The 16,021-nt window shown below is 43.4% G+C and carries 16 protein-coding genes and 1 pseudogene; 6 read left to right on the forward strand and 11 right to left on the reverse strand.

All coding sequences use genetic code 11. The annotated features are described in order from the left end of the window. Positions 1-49: 49 nt before the first annotated feature. Positions 50-922, reverse strand: coding sequence for a LysR family transcriptional regulator (locus OQJ75_RS05295; RefSeq protein ID WP_265971366.1), 873 nt, complete (start codon positions 920-922; stop codon positions 50-52). Between the two features lie 696 nt (positions 923-1,618). Beyond that, positions 1,619-1,702 (reverse strand): annotated as a pseudogene (locus OQJ75_RS22570) (LysR family transcriptional regulator); the annotation flags it as partial. Positions 1,703-1,812: 110 nt separating this feature from the next. Between OQJ75_RS22570 and OQJ75_RS05300 the strand changes: the two are divergent. Together OQJ75_RS05300 and OQJ75_RS05305 are read left to right on the forward strand one after the other, a co-directional pair. Next, a complete protein-coding gene (locus tag OQJ75_RS05300) occupies positions 1,813-3,012 on the forward strand; it encodes an MFS transporter (protein ID WP_265971364.1) in 1,200 nt (399 codons plus the stop codon). Positions 3,013-3,096: 84 nt separating this feature from the next. After that, a complete protein-coding gene (locus tag OQJ75_RS05305) occupies positions 3,097-3,663 on the forward strand; it encodes a DUF1415 domain-containing protein (protein ID WP_017105514.1) in 567 nt (188 codons plus the stop codon). A gap of 38 nt (positions 3,664-3,701) precedes the next feature. Here OQJ75_RS05305 and OQJ75_RS05310 read toward each other — a convergent pair whose 3' ends face one another. Next, positions 3,702-4,772, reverse strand: a complete 1,071-nt coding sequence (locus OQJ75_RS05310) for a diguanylate cyclase domain-containing protein (RefSeq protein WP_265971357.1) — start codon at positions 4,770-4,772, stop codon at positions 3,702-3,704. Positions 4,773-4,984: 212 nt separating this feature from the next. On the opposite strand from OQJ75_RS05310, the gene OQJ75_RS05315 reads away from it, so the two are divergent. Further along, on the forward strand, positions 4,985-5,560 hold the full coding sequence (locus OQJ75_RS05315) for a nucleoside triphosphate pyrophosphohydrolase family protein (protein WP_102516678.1): 576 nt from the start codon (positions 4,985-4,987) through the stop codon (positions 5,558-5,560). A gap of 175 nt (positions 5,561-5,735) precedes the next feature. Here the strand turns inward: OQJ75_RS05315 and OQJ75_RS05320 are convergent, their stop codons facing one another. The 4 genes from OQJ75_RS05320 to gntH all read right to left on the reverse strand — a co-directional run bounded on the left by OQJ75_RS05320 (position 5,736) and on the right by gntH (position 9,294). Then, on the reverse strand, positions 5,736-6,224 hold the full coding sequence (locus OQJ75_RS05320; protein ID WP_265971353.1) for a GNAT family N-acetyltransferase: 489 nt from the start codon (positions 6,222-6,224) through the stop codon (positions 5,736-5,738). 115 nt (positions 6,225-6,339) lie between these two features. Beyond that, complete coding sequence (locus OQJ75_RS05325; RefSeq protein WP_265971351.1) at positions 6,340-6,849, reverse strand: hypothetical protein; 510 nt, start codon at positions 6,847-6,849, stop codon at positions 6,340-6,342. Between the two features lie 178 nt (positions 6,850-7,027). Continuing rightward, positions 7,028-7,543, reverse strand: coding sequence for a hypothetical protein (locus OQJ75_RS05330; protein WP_265971349.1), 516 nt, complete (start codon positions 7,541-7,543; stop codon positions 7,028-7,030). Positions 7,544-7,668: 125 nt separating this feature from the next. After that, on the reverse strand, positions 7,669-9,294 hold the full coding sequence (gene gntH / locus OQJ75_RS05335; RefSeq protein WP_017068281.1) for a guanitoxin biosynthesis MBL fold metallo-hydrolase GntH: 1,626 nt from the start codon (positions 9,292-9,294) through the stop codon (positions 7,669-7,671). A gap of 193 nt (positions 9,295-9,487) precedes the next feature. Between gntH and OQJ75_RS05340 the strand changes: the two genes are divergently transcribed. The 3 genes from OQJ75_RS05340 (at position 9,488) to OQJ75_RS05350 (ending at position 11,438) form a co-directional block, all read left to right on the forward strand. Then, entirely contained in the window at positions 9,488-10,327 is an 840-nt protein-coding gene (locus OQJ75_RS05340) for a LysR family transcriptional regulator (protein WP_017070907.1), read from the forward strand. A gap of 98 nt (positions 10,328-10,425) precedes the next feature. Continuing rightward, the gene (locus OQJ75_RS05345) at positions 10,426-11,145 is read left to right on the forward strand and encodes a hypothetical protein (RefSeq protein WP_265971343.1); all 720 of its coding nucleotides are present in this window, start codon (positions 10,426-10,428) and stop codon (positions 11,143-11,145) included. Between the two features lie 59 nt (positions 11,146-11,204). Continuing rightward, positions 11,205-11,438, forward strand: coding sequence for a hypothetical protein (locus tag OQJ75_RS05350; RefSeq protein ID WP_265971342.1), 234 nt, complete (start codon positions 11,205-11,207; stop codon positions 11,436-11,438). 112 nt (positions 11,439-11,550) lie between these two features. Here OQJ75_RS05350 and cydX read toward each other — a convergent pair whose 3' ends face one another. From cydX to OQJ75_RS05370, 4 genes are all read right to left on the reverse strand, one after another. After that, a complete protein-coding gene (gene cydX, locus OQJ75_RS05355) occupies positions 11,551-11,652 on the reverse strand; it encodes a cytochrome bd-I oxidase subunit CydX (RefSeq protein ID WP_265971340.1) in 102 nt (33 codons plus the stop codon). Between the two features lie 10 nt (positions 11,653-11,662). Next, positions 11,663-12,799 (reverse strand): cytochrome d ubiquinol oxidase subunit II, encoded by a 1,137-nt coding sequence (gene cydB / locus OQJ75_RS05360; RefSeq protein WP_265971339.1) that lies wholly within the window; start codon positions 12,797-12,799, stop codon positions 11,663-11,665. Between the two features lie 12 nt (positions 12,800-12,811). Further along, entirely contained in the window at positions 12,812-14,398 is a 1,587-nt protein-coding gene (locus tag OQJ75_RS05365) for a cytochrome ubiquinol oxidase subunit I (protein WP_265971337.1), read from the reverse strand. 175 nt (positions 14,399-14,573) lie between these two features. Continuing rightward, positions 14,574-15,992, reverse strand: coding sequence for a PLP-dependent aminotransferase family protein (locus OQJ75_RS05370; RefSeq protein ID WP_265971335.1), 1,419 nt, complete (start codon positions 15,990-15,992; stop codon positions 14,574-14,576). Positions 15,993-16,021 lie beyond the last annotated feature (29 nt).

The following is a 16,021-nucleotide window of genomic DNA, read 5'->3' on the forward strand; positions in this document are numbered from 1 at the left end:
AATATCCAATCGAGAATGTTCGGGCTTTGTTTATTTAAATCTTACTCAATCACACATACCGCTTAACGAAATCAATAAAGGTTCTGTCGGCTTTCGACAAATACCCTTCCTTTCTCCAGGCCAACGATAGATTCAGTTTTACAGGGTCTTCAAATGGCACGCCTATCACGTCTTTTTCATATTCTGTCACTAAGCTCAACAGCGCGGTGATCGCAAACTCTTGTTTAACGATAGAAAGAATCATCGGGAGCAAGTTGGTTTCAAACGCAATGGTCATATCGAGGTTGTATTTTTTACAAGTCGCATCGATAAAATCACGGTGAAAATAGCCCGATTTGAACATGATCAACTCTTGAGCAAAGAATTCATCAAAGGTGATTGATGGTTGCGAAGCCAATGGGTGATCTTTACCTACAACGGCGACCATCTCAGAACTTAACAGATGATCCGTTTCCAAATCATCAGGGACGTTCTCATGATTAATTACACCAATATCGAGTTCGCCGTTTAACAGCATTTCACGAATCGATGCGGTGCCAGCATCAATCAGCGTCAATTTAAGGTTTGGGTATTGGCTTTTAAATGCCATCAACACTTGCGGGAAAAAGTAGCTCCCCATCATACTCGGAGCACCTAATCGAACCTCGCCTTTCTCCAAGCCTTTCAGTTCATTCATCGCAAGTTGGGCATCCTCGAACTGCTGAGAAATTCTCTTCGCATGCTCAAGCAATACTTTGCCCTCTTCCGTTAAAGTGACGGATTTATCTCCGCGTCGGAATAACACCAACTCTAATGTTTGCTCCAATTTTTTGATAGAGATGCTCAAAGCAGGTTGGGCAATATGCAGTGCTTTAGCTGCTTGAGTGAAGTTGCCAAACTGAGCAACAGCCAGAAAATGTCGAAGAGGTTTTGATTCAAGCATAGCGATATATTTAATATATAGAGGTGATGTTTTTAATATATGTCCTTAATCACACCTGTACTGATAACTTGTTCACATAGCGCTAAATAAATAGCACATGTCTAGCGAGATTTGTAAAACAAACTGTGTATTGTCTATCTCAATGCCCGTACATTCATACGATGTACGGGCATGTATCTTTTTAACCATTCAATAAATGGCTTTCTAACTACCGTCCTTTGACCTTAAATATGGTATGGCAGAGCACACACCTATACTTTTCTTTGATGCCAAGTATCTTATCAACAAGAGTTCTTTGGACTCTTATAATTCTTTGTTCTTTACACTTACACTTCATCATTTAGAAATAAAAACGCCATACTGTTGATTCGAGGATTATCAAACAAACACATACGTTCGGTAAATGTAATTATTAAAAAATCAACACTATAATTAGACTTAAATCACAAAAATGAATTATGTTTCAGTGACACCCAGCCCATAAATATAAAAATAATGCCGAGTAGCGGTTAAATAATCCCTGGTTATGTAAATTAAAGGGAATTTTACAAACAAAAACACGATCAATTTTCAACCAATACCTTAGCTTATTCACTAAGTTTACCCTTTCTTGGATCTTTTCGTTATGCGGTGATATAGCTAAATCAAACATCATATCGGTTCCAACTTTTCAGTAAAAAATCAAAGTCGATTGGTAATATGCAGCGCTTTGGCAGCCTGAGTAAAGTTACCTAACTGGGCGACGGCTAAGAAATGACGAAGAGGTTTTGATTCAAGCATGTCGATATATTAAATATATAGAGGTGATATTTTTAATATATTTCTTTAATCACCATTGTACTGATAACTTGTTCACAAATAGCTTAATTACTCGTACAGGCGCTACGTAAATGTTTGATAAAGGCAGTTCTCAATACAAACGAATCACCCAATCATTGGCGATTGGTTCGTTCATCATTTTCTGTAACCTCTACCTTTTTCAACCTATCTTGCCGCACATGGCAGAACACTTCCAAGTATCAGAAACCCAAATCAACTGGCTGTTTGCCGCGACCACACTTGGCCTTTCTATCAGTTTAGTACCTTGGGCTATCGCATCGGAAACCTTTGGTCGAAAACCCATTATTCTGTTCGGTCTGTTCGCTATACCATTAATAGGATTAAGTATGGTGTTCACGACTACCTTGCTGCAACTCGTAATTGCCCGCGCGTTCATGGGCATCGCAGTAGCAGCGTTTGCTGGTGTGGCGGTTGCTTATATGGTCGAAGAATTAACACCCAAAGCCTTTGCTGTCGCGATTGGCGGTTATATTGCGGCCAACTCATTAGGCGGTATCTTCGGACGAGTATTAGGCGGCTTAATCACAGACTATTTCGATTGGCATGCGACCGTGTTGTTTTTCGTTGTCGGTTCATTGCTTGGTGCGCTCTTCATCGCCTACCGCCTGCCTGACCAACAAAACTTCAAACCACAAAAAGGCCTGTTCTTTCACCATAATCGCTCGGTAGTGACGCACTTAAAAAACCGTACCTTATGGCTCGCGATGTTGATTGGTGGCGCTAACTTCGCCCTGTTCGTTAACCTGTATTCGGTCATGGGCTTTAGGTTGGTCTCTGAGCCTCACTCAGTACCGGTGGGTTTGGCTTCGCTGATATTTCTGTGTTACTTGGCTGGAACGGTCAGTTCTAAACTCTCCAACAAATGGACGCTTCGCTTTGATCCGCTAAACGGTATCTTGATGGGCGTGTGCATTAGCTTAATCGGAATGCTAGTTTCTGCGGTCGATAAAGTCCCGTTCATGTTGGCAGGCTTGTTACTGATTAGCGGCGGCGCGTTCTTCGCCCACACCCTTGCTTACTCTTGGGTGAGTCAAAAAGCACCTAGCGCGAAAGCGACAGCAACGGCACTTTACTTAGTCCATTACTATATAGGCGGAAGCTTAGGTGGCTTCTTACTTTTGTATTACTGGCAGTTATTTGGCTGGAACGGCGTGATAGCGGGCGGTTCTATCTTCTATGTCGCCATATTTTCTTGGGTCTATCAGCTGAAACAACTTCAAGTATCGACCTCTAAGCTCGCTGAAGCTTAACTAAGACAAGGTATCCAATGAATTATTGCTTTTGATTGACGTCCGTTCTGATATCCTACGCAAAATTTCATTTCGGAACCTGTTATGTCGAACACTCAAAGCACAGATCTTCAAACCATCCACGACCAAGTTAAACAATGGTTAGACGATGTCGTTATTGGCCTAAACCTGTGTCCATTCGCAGCCAAGCCACAACGTAATAAACAGATTAAGATCTTTGTGAGTGAAGCAAAAACGGAAGAAGCGTTATTGGAAGACATCATGACGCATTTTGTAGAGTTAGATAACACACCAGTCGCTGAATTAGAGACGACTTTGGTAGTTGTCCCTAACATGCTGCAAGATTTCTTCGACTACAACATGTTCATTGATTGGATTGAAGCGCTGATCAAACAGGAAGACTGGGAAGGTGTTTACCAAGTAGCGACATTCCACCCAGATTATTGCTTTGGTGGTGCCGACCCAGAAGACGATGAAAACCTAACGAACCGTTCTCCGTATCCGGTTTACCATTTGATTCGCGAAGCAAGCATGGAAAAAGTGTTGAAGCACTACCCTAACCCTGAAGCGATTCCTGATACTAACATTGCAAGAGTTGAATCTTTAACGCCCGCGGAACGTCGTCAATTGTTCCCTTATCTATTCAGCTAATTGCGATAATTGCCCATTAAGAACGAATCAATTTCGGCTTACGAGCCGGAGTGTTCTTGATGATATGGACGAGAAATGAACTGATCTCGTCCATTTTGTTTTGCAATGTACAGACATTCATCGGCAACTTTGATTAGTTTATCTAACGCCGACATCCTTTCCCCTTTGGTATCCCCTGTACTCAACTCAAAATGACACGCACCGATTGATATAGTGACAGGCTTTCTATCAAGCGTGATTTTCTTCATCTCTTGCAAAAGAGTCATGAATTTATCTTCAACACAACTTGGGTTTTTATTTGGATACCAAAGAATGAACTCTTCACCACCAAAACGCGCGACAAATTCACCCTCTTGAGTGTTATTGCTCAGCACGTTCGCCACTTTCTTTAATACAACATCACCCATTTGGTGGCCATAAGTGTCGTTGACCTGTTTAAAGAAATCGATGTCGACAACGGCCAAGGTTCCCTTTCCTAAAGATCCTTTTAACTGTTCCACTTCTGCGTTCAACGTTTTAAACAAGCAACGTCTATTCGGCAGGTGTGTCAAAGGATCGTACATAGCTTGGAACTCTAACTTCTCATTCAGCTCTTTGAGTTTTCGTTCTTGCTGCCTTCTAACCAGTTCCACTTCTATCCATGACGCCATTAGCCTCATCACGTCGACATCGAACTCTTTGAACTCGCGATGGTAAGGTGCCGGGCTTGAAAAATTTAAGGTGCCATAAAGCTCATCATTAACAAAAATGGGAACCCCAATATAAGACTCCAAACCAAAAGACTGGTAAGCAGGATGCTTCGCATACTTATCGTGTTTGCCACAATGCTCAATGCAGATAGGACCGATCGATTTACAAGTAATTTCGCAATAGGTTGAACGATAATCGAAGGTGTCACCACTATTGAGCTCGACCCCGTCAGGCGTAACACAATGTTCAACAACATAAGCATTACCATCGACTTTCGATAAGATACCAATATCAAGGTTGAAGCGTTCAAGCCCCATAATGAGTAGCTGAGCGATTTGAATATCGAAGCCCTTTCGATAATCATTGGTGATTTGATACAAGCGGCGTATAACAATTTCACTTTCACTAGCTTGGTTCATAAATGGAGTCCCACTGCTGCCGAAGTTAATGACAACATTAATATTTGGTATATTTAAAAAGTAAAGTGTAAAAAAACATAATAATCAATTAGTTTGTATGCAAAATACCTCATTGGTCCAACGAATAAAAGTCGACTTCTTCGACTTTGCGTTAGCACCCTATTCCTAGCTTTGGTAAAATAATCCATTAACGAAACAGAATGGATAGGAAAATGAACCTTTCTCAACTAAGCCAAGAAATCTACGATCACCTTTACCGCGACATTGAAGAGTTCCGCAGTACTTTTGATCTGCCTGTTGCTGCTCCTGAAACAATGGACGAAAAAGGCGATACGCTACATACTTCTTTAGCGATCGAAGAACTAACAGAACTGGCAGAAGCTGACTCTAAAATCGAACAAGCGGACGCCATTGTAGACAGCGTTTATGTTTTGATGGGACGCTTGGTTCATCTTGGTCAAGCTAAGGTTGAAGACAATCTAGCAATCAGCTACCTGATCGACCTACTGTTGAATGTTTCTAAAAACCGTTCAATTGACTTCTTACCGTGCTGGGACGAAGTACACTCAAGCAACATGAGCAAAGTATGTCGCAACGAAACAGAATACGCAGAAACTGAAGCTTTCTATGCTGAGCAAAACATCAAACTGATGGCTGTACAGAAAGGCGAATACATCATCGCTAAGTGTGCGGAAGATTTCGTATCTGAAGGAAAGACTATTCGCCAAGGTAAAGTACTGAAATCCGTACATTACCGTCCTGCTAACCTTGAGCCTCTAACGGCTTAATTAAGATTATTACAACTGAGGTACTTTAAAGCATCAGTTGACTGAAATAGAAAACGCCACGTTTTTGTAACGTGGCGTTTTATTATCTGTCAGTTAATTTTAGCTGTGTCTGATGGCAACTGCGTGTAAATTGCAGCCGTGTGTTAATTTTAGCTGTTTTAGTTGTAGTCGAATGTTATACCAGTCGAGCCATGTGATAAGCCGCCACATATTCGCCATTTCTAAAGGCAAATCCTGCTGACTCCCCTTCAATAACGAAACCAAACTTCTTATACAGACTGATCGCTCGCTCGTTATCGGTATAGACCGTTAATTCCAGTCGTTTGATGTTAATCCAGTTATCACACAAGTCGATCGCGGTCGCGAGTAGCTGACTACCGACACCTTTGCCTAATACATCGTCTTTAACACCCATACCAAATGAAGCCACATGTCGCCTTCTCGGGTTTACACACACTTCCAAGCCTAAATTACCAACAATCTCATCGTCGATCATCGCGACATACGAGTACACGTTGTCAGGCATATTAGAGATTCGCTTCTGCCAGCTTTCCAGAGATGGATTTGGGAGTTGCAGCGTACCGGTATAAGCATTAGTGCATTCGTAAACTTCTTTGATTCCCTTTGCATCTGACGGTTCAGACCGTCTCACTATAATACTCATCGCAACTCCTACTATTTTCATCGCTAAATATGAAACACATCCTTAATGTGCACCTAGACACACTATCAAATAGTAAATATTTAACAATAGGTTAGATGGACTTATTTTATTGGGCTTAGTTGATACTGAGTAAACGACCTCGTTCGATATCTTGCTCAAGTACCTCTGGTGTCAAGTCGCCATGTCCATGGTGATCATGATTATGGTGATGCCCATGATCGTGTCCGTGGGAATGACCTTGATGTTCATTTGCTCTTTGAGCTAACTTGTCTGAGTCCAAATAGGTATCAGTCAAATCAGCACAATAATCTTCAGTCCATAAACGTCGAGCCTCATCATCACTCATGATTTGCTCGGCTTTAGGGCCCAACTTGTCCATGTAGAACATCCCTAACTCCTCTCCTTCCACATTGGCGTGGTTGATAAGGTTCATGAAAGCAGGTTCTTGATTTTCATCAGAGAGATAACCATTTTTGTAACACACGGTTAGACCAATAATGTCATCACCAAGTTGTTCTAGTGCAGGGTTGAAATGATTGTGACTGTGATTATGTTCGGCAGCCGAGACAAGCATTGGAGTAAGTAAAACACATGCGATAGCCAATAATTTAATAGTGTTATTCATGGATAGACCTTCTAAATTTGAGCGAACAATTTGATTAGTTGTTTGGCTTAACTTCTGGTGAGATGCACGGATGGGAACGTCAGGAATATTTCAGCCTGAGCCCCTCTTCATCTCACTACAAATAATCAATATGATTAGATAACGAGGCTCGATATAACGAGCGTTCTGAAGACAAGAATCACTTATCAACCACGATTCTTGCTGGCGCGATGGTGTAAGCCATCTGCTTCATCTCCCACTCCCCCTTGGCTTCCAATGCAAGCGCTAATGCTTGTGCCTCTTCGCATACCTTCGCTGGTTTTCCGTCAGCCCAGAATGAAGGACCCGAGGTGTATCCACACATAACAGAAAAAGCGTGTTGGCCATCCTTTATTGTGTATTCCGTCATAATACCTCCACCTTCACCGTGCGTTATTCTTAGTGAGCCTTCATCGGCAACATGCATTGCATCGGAAGGGTTCGGTTTGACGTACGTTGTGTAGGTGCCTCCATCTGACATGTATTGGTTGTCGTACATGGTGTAGCCTTCTTTTTCTGAAGGTAAGGTCAGTTCGTAGTTAGGATCAATGTCCGCTAATCGTTCTGAGTTATTCGTCGCACCAGGTTGATAGTTGTGAGCATTTGATTGTCCGTTAGCGAAAACAGACCCTGCCACTAAAGAAAGGATAACGACCGCTAAAATTGATTTTTTCATAATGAACTCCAGATATTCTAAGCAAAGATGTTGCTAGCAATGATTTTTATGGTTGAGTAATAGAATGGGTTTGTTTACTTAAGTTTTTAGGATGTGAGGGCACATCAGCCCTCACTACAAAGACCCTATTTGTTATCGGTTCCTGCTCCTTCACCAGGCTCAGTTGGACGACTTACCGACTTGCGCTCAAGGTTGTGGTGAGCACGCACTCTATCCATGTATTCTTGCTTGGTGTTCATACCTTGCTTCATTGCTTCTGGTACTTGTTCAGCTGGGATCACTATGTCACGGTCGACTGGCCATTCAGTTAACAGCTCTGGGTGGTAGCCTTCTGGGTAGTACAGTTTTGGATCCAGCTCTAAATCACGAATCTCTTGTTCTTGTATGTCTTCACGGCTGTTTTTCGGCAACGGGATTCTAAAGTCAGACCCATCTGCCATATCAAATTGTGGCGCTCTAGCATTCGGGAAATCAGGTAAAATACCTTCACGAACCCACGCATTATCTTTAGTCATGTTAACGACAATGCCATCTGGCGCACCGAAGTGGTAAGGCCCTTGCCAATGGTGGCGAACCTCTGCAACGGTTTCCTCATTAAGATATGGGTCGAATGTCATGTGTGTTGTCATGAACAAGCGCGGTTGTACTTCATTAGCCACATAACCCGCCGCGTACGCTGGCGTATGGTGAGTATCAACGGTGTAACGTGCTAAGAATGGCGGCACACCTTGAATAATCGAAGACACACCAAACGTTTCGGTTTGCAGCTCAGTAATGAACAAGTCTGCACCTTTTGCGTATTTCAAATCCAACTCGGTTGGGCGACCGTCTCCTGTCCAAACAAACGAAAGCACTCGACCGTCATCTTGAGTCCAATTTAAGCGATAGCCAGACGCGCCATCTTTTGCGTGACTGCGTCGCCAGTGAATCACTTCCACATTGTCTTGGTCATAGATAACGCCACCGTCGTCGCGAAAATCAAACTCGTGTACCACTATGTCGTTGCCTGATGGGAACACATCAAATGCATCGGTGTGCCAGTTCAACATTTGCTGCATGCCTTCAATCATATGACGAGTGCCATATTCTGGAGTCGCACCACTCGGACCATAAATGTTAAGCGGCTTTTCCCAGCGACCATTCCAACCACCAAATTGGTACAGGTAAGGTAACGAGCCGTAATGGTCTACGTGTAAGTGAGTAATGAAGATATGGTCGAGTTCATTCATCGCGACACCCGCCGCTACGTAGTTCGCAATTGATCCTTCACCTAAATCAAAGACAAAGTTAGAGCCGTTACCCAATTCGACGTATATCGAGGTGTTTGCTTGCCCCGGGCGAATCATTGGTGATGTCCCCATAAACGTGACACGCATTTCATCCGGTTGAACTTCTTCAGTGCGTGGGAACCAGTTTGCGCCCGACACCATGTGATCGCCATAAGGTGCAATGCCCTCAAACATCAGGCCTTCTTTCCAACCTGAATTGGTTTCTTTGCGATAGTCACCATTGTTTACACCGCCCATTAACACAGAAAGCACTTCTTCTTCTGAAGAGTACAAGTTCCCCTTAGGTTGAGTGCTCAGATACTCTTCAAGGGTTTCACCCTCGTGATATTCAAATTTCTCGAGTTTTTGAATATCAGAGTTAGTCTGCTTGGTGTTGTATTGCATCATTGGGTCAGCAGCAAAAGCGGTTGTCGTGATGATCATTGCTGTAGAGATGATTGATAATTTTGCGAAAGTTCTCATAGTTTCACCTATCGGTCTGAGTATTTAGTAAATGAATGAAGTTCCTTCCTCACTCCGATGCAAACAAGTTTATTAATAAACATAACCTTGATATATAGTGTAAACTTTACTTAAAACCTCCATTTCATTTATGAGTTGATAACGACTCCACCATGATTTGGATGAGTGGCAATAAGAATAGAGGGAACTGAATTTGGATCTTAATCTACTGACGACATTTTTGGCCGTTTACAAACACAGCTCTATCACCGTGGCATCAGAGCAGCTCGATATTTCTCAACCCGCGGTAAGCGCGGCTATTAAGAGACTCGAAGGTGTCGTGGGCAAGGCTTTATTTGTGAGAGAAGGACGAGGTATCGCGCCCACTGGAGCAGCGGTATCACTCGCTAATAAGATAGAAGACCCATTGAACATCATTGGAACGGTTGAGCAGCAAAAGAATGACCTTAAAGTCTATTGCACAGAGAGCTTGCTTCATTTCGTTAGCCAGGTTGAAGGCGTAAGCTTTACGGAAGCGCCGCTCGAAGAGGAAGAACTGTTTGATGCGCTTACTGCACAAAAAGTGGATATCGTCATTGATGTACTTTCGAGTAAGAAACACTCATTGATTGAAGAAACCATCGTCGATGAGGAACCCGTGTGTCTGACTCGAATCAACCACCCTCGAATTGGTGAGACACTAAGTAAAGAAGAGTATTTCCAAGAGGAGCATATTGCGCTCAAGATCAAACGTGCCAACATGAACACAGTCGAGTTTTTATCAGAGAGCGATATCGAGCCGAGAAAAGTCAGAATTGAAACCAGCTCAATTTCAAGCATGCTGATTTTGGCGAGCACGACAGATTATATTGCCGCTTCTACTCGTTCTTTTGCAGAAATGCTCGCACCAGCGCTTGGCTTACGCGTTCACCCTATCCCCATCAAATTAAGACCGATCACGTTTCGAATGCTCTATCACCGCCGCTACGCTAACGACGAACAACACATCAAAACCCGCGAAGCAATCAAATCGGCATTAAGAAAGCATAAATGAAACTGAGGTTTTAACTAAAGTTAACCCTATTAATATAAATTTAGTTTAATCACATACTCTCCAGCAAGTTAATTCAATAGAACGACACTGGAGAATCCATGAAAAAGCTTAACCTTATTGCTCTACCACTTACGTTACTCAGCAGCACAGCGTTTGCGACTTCGACTCAAGTTTACATCGAACAAAACGTTGCCTCTAATGCTGCTGATAACGGTGTCTACACCACAGAAGCTGGCGCATTAATCGATACCTCAGAAAATGGACAAGTCTATATAGGTTTTGATGACCAAGGTTGGCTGGCAGCGGGTTACGGCCACGACTTTCACATCAGCGAGTCTTTCACGATCAACCTATACGGTGAACTTGGTAAATGGGACAGCGGTGAAGAGTTATTAATCGAAGGTATTATTGATTACCAAGTCAATGACAACTTCAATGTATTCAGTGGATTGGGATATAACCAGTCAGGGCAAGTACTCGAGAATGTAAGCGACACCACGATCAACACCAATAAGTTCATCGCCGGTGCGGGGTACTCACTCTCAGGCTGGGATTTAGCTTACCAATACACTCACGAAAACAGTGATGGATCCAATGGCGGATTTACTCACAACGATGACAACGTTATCTTTCATCAAGGCGACTACCGTACCAATGAACACGAAGTCGTTCTCTCTAAGAGCATCGACGACTGGACACCCTACGTGAAATACACCTATTTCAACACCAACGAAGGTGACCTTTACTTGAACGGCCAATCGATGGGTCCGATCGACAACGACAGCATCATCACTCTTGGTTTGTCTTACGACTTCTAAATATCTCAGATTCAATTCTCATAGGCAGATGGATTTGCCCACCTTTCGAGGGCACTACTATGAAAATGACTCCTCAACGTAACAAAGTCATTAATATCGCTGCAGCGATCAGTATCGTTTTGTTTTCTGCGATTCCCACCTACGCAAGTGCTGATCACTTAGATTTCCATTATCTAGAATCGAGTTATCTAGAAACCAGCTATCTAGACTCCTCCTTAGTCGAATTCATGACACCAGATTTTGATCAGGGGTATCTTAACGATGAGATTAAAGAAAACCTTATTCTGGAATAATTCGTTAACACATTATAAAACGTAAAAGACCAGAAACTCACGCTTCTGGTCTTTTTATATAGTTCTTATTTTCTATATAACTATCATCTTCTTATAGAGCTTTACTCAGTGATTAAGACTGCGTTTCTGAGTCACTTTTCTCTAGACTGATGACATTCAAAACCGCAAATGCAGAGGCTAAAAATAAACCCAATATCCAAACAAAATACCACATGAAAAACTCCTTAATACAGTGAATGGCCATTACGTTCGACATACTCGTTATCGAGTCGTCCAAACATGGTTCGGTAGCTGAACGCGGTATAACACAGAATGATTGGCACCATAACAAACGCCACGCCTGTCATGATGTTCAAGGTCAGTTCACTGGAGGTTGAATCCCACAACGTTAGGCTATGACTCGGGTTAACGCTAGACGGGATAATGAACGGGAACATCGAGAAACCAGCCGTTAAAATGATGCAAGCGTTAGTCAGGCTTGAACTAATAAAAGCTATCGCATCCCATTTCAACCTTGCGCCAATCAAAGCCAGTAATGGAATGGCCACGCTGCCGATCGGTGCGAACCACATCCAAGGGTACGTATCGAAGTTGGTTAACCAAGCGCCTGTTTGTGTGATGACTTCTTTATTCAAAGGATTCGAAGCCCAACTATGCTCCATCGCACTGACTATCAGATACCCGTCAATATGGTTTATCGCCATACAGCCAATCACCATGAGGAAAGCGATAAGTACAGCACTCGCCTGCGTCACCGTTCTTGCTTTTTTGTACACTGCGTCTGTGGTTTTCATCATCAACCACGCACTGCCTTGTAACAGCGCCATCAATAACCCAACTAGACCACACAAAAGCGCGAATGGGTTGATCAAATCGATAAACGAACCATGGTACTCAACCATCAAGAAGCTATTGAGCGCAAAAGGTAAGCCTTGCATCAAATTGCCAAACGCCACCCCAAACAAGATAGGAGGGAAGAAGCCTGAGAACGAAATTGCCAAGTCACATACTTGTCGCCACTGATCGCTGTCGATCTTTGCTCGATACTCAAGCGCCAAAGGACGCAACCACAATGAGATAAGCACCAAATACATCGCCACATAAAGGCTTGAAAACGATGTCGCATAAACCAAAGGCCAAGCCGCAAACAACGCGCCACCTGCGGTAATTAACCAAACTTGGTTGCCATCCCAATGGGGTGCGATGGAGTTAATCATCACACGCCTTTCAGCGTTCGTTTTGCCAATAAACGGTAATAACGCCCCCACTCCCATATCAAAACCATCGGTGATCATAAAACCAATCAGCAGTACACCAATCAGAACCCACCAAATTAAACGCAATGTGTCATATTCGAACATGAGTCAGTCACCTTATTGTTGAACTTGTTGTGCCAATTTGGCTTCAAGTGAAGTTGTATTTTGTTCATAGTGATAGCGACCCGTTTTTAAACTGCTTGGGCCTTTTTTAGCAACGGTAATCATCAAGTAACTTTCAACAATGATAAATACGGTGTATAGGCTAATAATAAGCGCGAGAGACGTAAGCAGGTTTTCAACGGTTTGAGAAGAAGCCGCGACTGCAACAGGAAGGATTTCACCGACCGCCCACGGCTGACGACCATACTCCGCAACAAACCAACCCGCTTCGATTGCCACCCAAGGTAATGGAATTGACCAAAGTGCTGCCTTCAATAACCAAGGCTTTTGAGTAATGTTTTTTCGGTAGGTTTGCAAGAAAGCCGCGCCAAAGACAAACAACATAATGAAGCCACAGCCAACCATGATTCGGAATGACCAGAACAGCGGCCACACAGTTGGGATTGAATCGTCTGCTGCTTGTTGGATTTGCTGTTCAGTAGCATCAGTCACGGTATCTGTGTATCGCTTAAGCAATAAGCCATATCCAAGATCGTGCTTAGTTTGGTCGAAGGCTTGTTCAGTCTCATATGACGTATCGCCCGCTCGCAAACGCTCTAGTAGTTCATAAGCAATGATACCGTTTCGAATACGCACTAAATGTTGATCACGCAAGTCGTGAAGACCTGTCACTTTTTCATCCAGAGATCGCGTCGCAATAATCCCCATCACATAAGGAATTTTCACAGCGAAGTCTGTTTTGCCTTCCTCTTGGTTTGGTAGTCCGAACAAGGTGAACGCCGCAGGTGCAGGCTCGGTGTGCCATTCCGCTTCAATCGCTGCGAGTTTTACTTTTTGGACATCACCCAGTTCATAACCAGATTCATCGCCAAGTACGATTACCGAAATGATAGAAGCTATTCCGAAAGATGCCGCCACGGCGAAAGAGCGTTTTGCAAAGGCGATGTCTCGACCTTTCAGTAAGTAATATGAACTCACACCAAGGATAAACATCGAGCCACAGGTATACGCTGAGGCCACTGTATGCAGGAATTTAACTTGAGCGACAGGGTTGAGCACAACTTCGGCAAAGCTGGTCATTTCCATACGCATGGTTTGGTAATTAAACTCTGAGCCAATCGGGTTTTGCATCCAACCGTTAGCAACCAGAATCCATAATGCAGAGAAGCTAGAGCCCAACGCCACCAACCAAGTCACAATAAGGTGTTGGCGTTTAGATAGTCTTTCCCAACCGAAGAAGAAGAGCCCAACAAAGGTCGACTCAAGAAAGAACGCGACAAGGGCTTCGATAGCAAGAGGAGCACCAAAGATGTCGCCGACATAGTGAGAATAATAAGACCAGTTGGTGCCGAACTGGAACTCCATGGTTAAGCCAGTAGTGACACCCAAGGCAAAGTTAATACCAAACAGTTTGCCCCAAAAGCGAGTCATGTCCTGATAGATTTGCTTACCGGTGAGCACATAGATGGATTCCATGATCGCCAAAAGACATGACATACCAATGGTTAAGGGGACAAAGAGAAAATGAAACATAGCAGTTAGCGCAAACTGCAAACGCGACAATTCAACAACATCAAACATTAAAGCTCCAAACATCATAATGATGGCTTTCATATTAAGAATTGGAGCGTATTTCAGCACAGTTCAAACAAACCAAACTAGAACAGATTGATTGTTAAAAAACAGAACAGATTGAATTGTCCGACGAGTGACGAGCTAGATTTCAGGTAAACATAGTCGAGGATCGACTAACGACTTAGGCTTGTGATTCCATGGTCTGAATCAAACTACCTAGCGTACGAATGGCTTCTGCTATTTTGTCGTCACAAGCGTACGAACAGTTGAGACGAATATGATGGGAGAACTTTTTGTCGCTGCTGAATATAATTCCCGGCGCAACGGAGATGTTGTTTTCAAGTGCTTGCTCATAAAGCTTCTCTACACAAACAGAATGAGGCAACTCTATCCAAAGGAAGTAACCACCTTGGCTTTTATGAATCAGAGCACTCTTAGGCAAACTGGACTCTAAAAGTGCTATATGCGCCTTCTTCCTTTCATTCAGCAGTTTACGAAGCTTTTTAAGATGATTGTCATAGCTGTAAAACGTTAGGTAGTGAGACAAGCCAAGTTGGATAGGAATACTGCTCGAGAGCGTCGAAAGGTGCTGCAATCTCTGAATCTTTAACGCTTGTTTCCTTGCAACTACCCAACCGATTCGAAAGCCGGGCGACAATGATTTGGAAAACGAACCACACAACATGATTTGCTCGCCGGTGTCATAGGCTTTGGCGGGCAATGATGTTTGATTCCCGACGTAAAGCTCTCGGTATACATCGTCTTCGATCATCGGGATCTTGTGTTGGTTCACTAACTCGGCCAATCGCTGCTTGTTGCTATCACTCATCGAGGAACCGACAGGGTTTTGCGATTCCGTCATGAACCAACACGCTTTGATGTCCATTGAAGCGAACACCGACTCCAACACATCTAAATCTATACCAGTTTCCGGGCCTGTTGGTATCTCAACTGCCGTCAGGTTTAACCTCTCAATGGTCTGCAACACACCATAGAACGCCGGATACTCTATCGCGACTAAATCACCCGGCTCTGTGCAAGATTGCAGACAAAGATTAAGCGCTTCCATCGCTCCAGAAGTAATCACAATATCGTCAGGCAGTACATTTAACCCATGCATTTGGTAACGCTGGGCGATTTGTCTACGGAGTGTTTCGCTGCCCGGTGGTAAATTCGTGAGCATGCTGTTGTCAGGCATTTGGCGGCTGGCATTGGCTAAACTGCGCGACAATGCTTGATGCGGAAACAAAGCAGGGTCTGGAAATGCCGAGCTAAGTGGAATAATGCTAGGGTCTTTCGCTCGTTGAAGCACATCGTAAAGCAGGTCGCTGATTTTAACGGGATATGGCTTGATGACTTTCTGTTGCGCGTGTTCTGAGGTGAATACATTTCTACGCGGTAACACGAAATAGCCAGACTTAGGTTTTGAGCGCACATAGCCTTGGTCTTCGAGCTGTTGATACGCCTGCAGCACCGTCTCGATACTGAGTTTATAGCGCTTACATGCGTCTCTAATTGATGGGATCTTCTCACCACTCAGCCAGATGTTTTGTTCTATCTGATTCTTGATTGTATTGGCGAGTATCTGAGATTTTTTCATCAAAAAGTCTTTTCTATCTAATGTGTAAA

Origin of the sequence: Vibrio sp. 14G-20 (assembly GCF_026241515.1) — a bacterium.
GTDB lineage: Bacteria > Pseudomonadota > Gammaproteobacteria > Enterobacterales > Vibrionaceae > Vibrio.